The following is a 3,717-nucleotide window of genomic DNA, read 5'->3' as shown; positions in this document are numbered from 1 at the left end:
CTTTCAATCATCTCCCATGAAGGAGAAGATCCTATCCGGTATTAGCTTCGGTTTCCCGAAGTTATCCCAGTCTTACAGGCAGGTTGCCCACGTGTTACTCACCCGTCCGCCGCTAACGTCATAGAAGCAAGCTTCTAATCAGTTCGCTCGACTTGCATGTATTAGGCACGCCGCCAGCGTTCATCCTGAGCCAGGATCAAACTCTCCGAAGAAATGTTTGACTTGCTCAATTTAAAAAATAAAAATTAACGTTGACGTTTGTCGCTTTGTTCAGTTTTCAAAGTTCAACCGCCGCTCTTAAGCGACTTTTTAATCTTACCAGTTTATCTCTTTCTTGTCAACAACTTTTTTAAGAAGTTTTTTCAAGTTTTTGATAAATTTAGTATCGCTCATTGGCGACGTATATAAATTTACCACGGATATTTTAAAGCGTCAATAGATTTTTTAAAATAAATCGTGTTTTTTTAGAAAAACCTTTTATCAAGGCTATAAAGTCATATGTCAGGGTATCTACACGTCATAACCGCACCGTATCAGATACCCTTTATCCTCTCTATCATTTCGCCACATAGTGTCTATGGTACAAACTCTTTCCTTTGGTTTCTACTTTTTTTACCATAATGATATCTTTTTCAATTAAAAACTCAAGAAGTATTCCTAAATCAATAGCATAAGGGCGTATTTCGGGATGATGAACCAGTTCATTAAACGTCCATTCCTGCTTTGCGCTTTTCATAATATGAACAAGATGCTTGGCACCTAATTCAGTTTTTTTATTTACTAGAAATTCACTTGCTAAGAAAAGCAGCTCTAAACGCTTGCTAACCTCTTCTTGGCTAATAATTAGCTCTTCGTAAAGACGATGAATTTCAGGTTCTATTTTTTTCACTTGGTTCCACACTGTCACTTCTGGATGAAATCCATTTTCCAACACAGACAGTCGTGCTAAATGATGAAGAGCATGAATGACATGATTGAATGCATCTAAATAATGATTAGACGCATAAAAGTCTTTTCCTTCTTTAAATCGGCGAATCAACTTAGCAAACTCGACACCTATTCTCTTTGTCCGATCTTCTCTAGGAAAATCAATTAAGCGTTTCTTTAAGTTTTCCATATATTCGTTTCGATCAAATAGCACTTTACCATTTAAGATCCAATCAATAATACGGCGGTTCGTCCCATTCATAATCCATTCACTCATTTGCTGTTCAGAAGCCATATAAAGTGCCGCACGCTCATTTTCATATTCGTATTGTTTAATAAAAAGAGAAGTTTCTGTAGTTTTGGTCACAATAAATAAGATAGCATCCAAATTATCCGTCACTGGAGATTCTGATTTCTTTTTTTCAATCAGTAAAATACCTAGTGTGTCTTTATTGCTAGCTCTTTCTTGATATATCGGCCGTAAAACATCTTCCATTTTGAGCTCTCCTAACTGTAATAAACAAATATTTTTCAAAATTTTAAAGGCTATGGACTAAGATTTCTTTTTTTATTATATACGATGTATAACGGATATCCCACTCAGAATTATGGAAATCATTCAGAAAGCTCAAAAACCAACGATAATTTTCCGAAGATTCAATTTTTATCATCATTCATTGTCTCACTCTATGATATATTGGTAACAGGGGGGATACTGATGGGGATAAAGTATTCAAATAAAATTAACAAGATTCGCACGTTTGCACTCAGTCTGATCTTTGTTGGTTTCATTATTATGTATGGGGGAATTTTCTTTCGGTCTTCAGTCTGGCTAATGACTATTTTTATGCTTTTGGGTTTGCTGTGCATCGTAGCTAGTACCGGCGTTTATTTCTGGATTGGCATGCTTTCTACAAAAGCGGTTCAAGTAACCTGCCCTACATGTCAAAAGCAAACCAAAATGCTAGGGCGCGTAGATATGTGTATGTATTGCAACGAGCCGCTTACGCTTGACCAGTCTCTTGAAGGAAAACAATTCGACGAAAAGTATAATAGAAAAAAACAAAAAGAAAGCTGATAGTATCACTACTATCAGCTTATTAATGCGCTTTTTTAGCCGTACAATCAGGACACGTTCCGTAAATTTCCATTCGGTGGTGACTAATATCAAAGTCAGTAATATGAGCAGCCAGCTTTTCTACTTCGTCTAAACCAGGATAATGAAAATCCACAATTTTTCCGCAGCTTTCGCAAATCACATGGTAATGCTCTGTTGTAACATAATCAAACCGGCTTGATGCATCACCGTATGTTAGTTCCTTTACAATACCTACTTCGCGAAATACTCTTAAATTATTGTAAACGGTCGCTACACTCATATTTGGAAACTTACCTTCCAGCGMTTTATAAATATCATCTGCTGTTGGATGTGTCATTGAATTGATTAAATACTCTAAAATAGCATGACGTTGTGGTGTAATACGAACGCCAGTACCTTTTAACGTTTCAAGGGCTTCTTGTAAATGATTTGACACGTCATGCACCCCTCTTCTGTAAGTATTATTACTTTATAATTCTTATAATTAGTCTACATGTTTTACCCACGTTTTGTCAACTTGATGCCTATTCCTATTTTATGTAACAAGTAGAAATTTTTCATATATTTTATGCAAAAAAAGWAGTGTGGAATTCAATCCACACTTTTAAATATATTAACATCTGAGGAGGTATGCCCTACACTGATATTGTATGTTCAAAGACTAAAACTGCTCTAGTTATCTGCCTGTTTTTATGCCATTTTTTCTTTAATAAATGATAAAGCTTCTTCCACATGCCCTTTCACTCGAACCTTGCGATATTCTTTTACGAGCATTCCTTCTTTATCAATGATAAAAGTGGAGCGTTCAATGCCCATATATTCTTTTCCAAAGTTTTTTTTCAGTGTCCATACTCCATACTCTTCAGCTACGCTGTGATCTTCGTCAGCTAAAAGTAAGAATGGAAGGCCGTGCTTATCAATAAACTTATGGTGTTTGTCGATTGGATCCGGGCTCACTCCTAGAATCACCGCATCTAGCTCTTCAAAATTTTCATGCTGATCTCTGAAATCACAGGCTTCTGTTGTGCAGCCTGGCGTCATATCTTTCGGATAAAAATACAGCACAACGTTTTTGCCTTTCATCGACGCTAGTGATACTTGCTCTCCATTTGTAGACATCAATACAAAATCGGGTGCTTTTTCTCCAACTACAGCTGTCATATTTATCTTCTCCTTTACGCTTTTCATTTTCTTTGAATAGCGTACCCAATATTAGATAAGATGACAAGTTTAAGTACGGGTAACAGTCCGCATCACAAAGATTGCAGGCATAATATAGCCGATAAACGCTTCAAAAGTTGCAAATAATTTCCCAATTCCAACCGGATACATATCTCCGTAGCCTACTGAAAATAACGTCGCTGCGCTGAAATACATACTGTTAAACAGGGTATAGAAATAATGACCTTCATGTTCAAACCCTCCGCTTAATACTGGAATACTCCCCATCTCACATACTGTATAAATAAGGCTAAATCCCAATAAAACTGTAATATATGAATAAAACAAGACAAAGAAATGACCAATTGAGAAAAAATGAAATTCTCCAAGTTCTTTTTCAAAGAGAAACTTCATACTACCAATTACAAAAACAATGATAACGAGGATTAGAAAAATAACCATCATTCTACTCCTTTAATTTATACTCTACTACCACTATACGCGCCTTCTTGTCCATTCATTACTTTACT

The 3,717-nt window shown here is 36.0% G+C and carries 5 protein-coding genes and 1 rRNA gene; 1 reads left to right on the top strand and 5 read right to left on the bottom strand.

Features of this window, described 5'->3' with window-relative positions:
- Both AC1DRF_RS19410 and AC1DRF_RS19405 read right to left on the bottom strand, forming a co-directional pair.
- A 16S ribosomal RNA gene (locus AC1DRF_RS19410) occupies nt 1-212 on the bottom strand; the annotation flags it as partial.
- A 344-nt stretch (nt 213-556) separates the two neighbouring features.
- On the bottom strand, nt 557-1,423 hold the full coding sequence (locus AC1DRF_RS19405; protein ID WP_477741435.1) for a nucleotidyltransferase-like protein: 867 nt from the start codon (nt 1,421-1,423) through the stop codon (nt 557-559).
- 222 nt (nt 1,424-1,645) lie between these two features.
- Between AC1DRF_RS19405 and AC1DRF_RS19400 the strand changes: the two genes are divergently transcribed.
- Nucleotides 1,646-2,005, top strand: coding sequence for a YgzB family protein (locus AC1DRF_RS19400; protein WP_427076808.1), 360 nt, complete (start codon nt 1,646-1,648; stop codon nt 2,003-2,005).
- 22 nt (nt 2,006-2,027) lie between these two features.
- On the opposite strand, the gene perR is transcribed toward AC1DRF_RS19400, so the two are convergent.
- The 3 genes from perR to AC1DRF_RS19385 form a co-directional block, all read right to left on the bottom strand.
- Nucleotides 2,028-2,462 (bottom strand): peroxide-responsive transcriptional repressor PerR, encoded by a 435-nt coding sequence (perR, locus tag AC1DRF_RS19395; RefSeq protein ID WP_477741434.1) that lies wholly within the window; start codon nt 2,460-2,462, stop codon nt 2,028-2,030.
- A gap of 254 nt (nt 2,463-2,716) precedes the next feature.
- Nucleotides 2,717-3,187 carry a thioredoxin-dependent thiol peroxidase gene (gene bcp, locus AC1DRF_RS19390; protein ID WP_043977888.1) on the bottom strand — a complete coding sequence of 157 codons (471 nt, stop codon included), beginning with the start codon at nt 3,185-3,187 and terminating at the stop codon, nt 2,717-2,719.
- 69 nt (nt 3,188-3,256) lie between these two features.
- A complete protein-coding gene (locus tag AC1DRF_RS19385) occupies nt 3,257-3,649 on the bottom strand; it encodes an ion channel (RefSeq protein WP_013081554.1) in 393 nt (130 codons plus the stop codon).
- Between the last annotated feature and the right edge of the window lie 68 nt (nt 3,650-3,717).

It is taken from the genome of Priestia sp. P5_B4 (genome assembly GCF_056400385.1).
The sequence above is the reverse complement of the archived record's forward strand: the minus strand, read 5'-3'. Positions and strand labels throughout refer to the sequence as shown.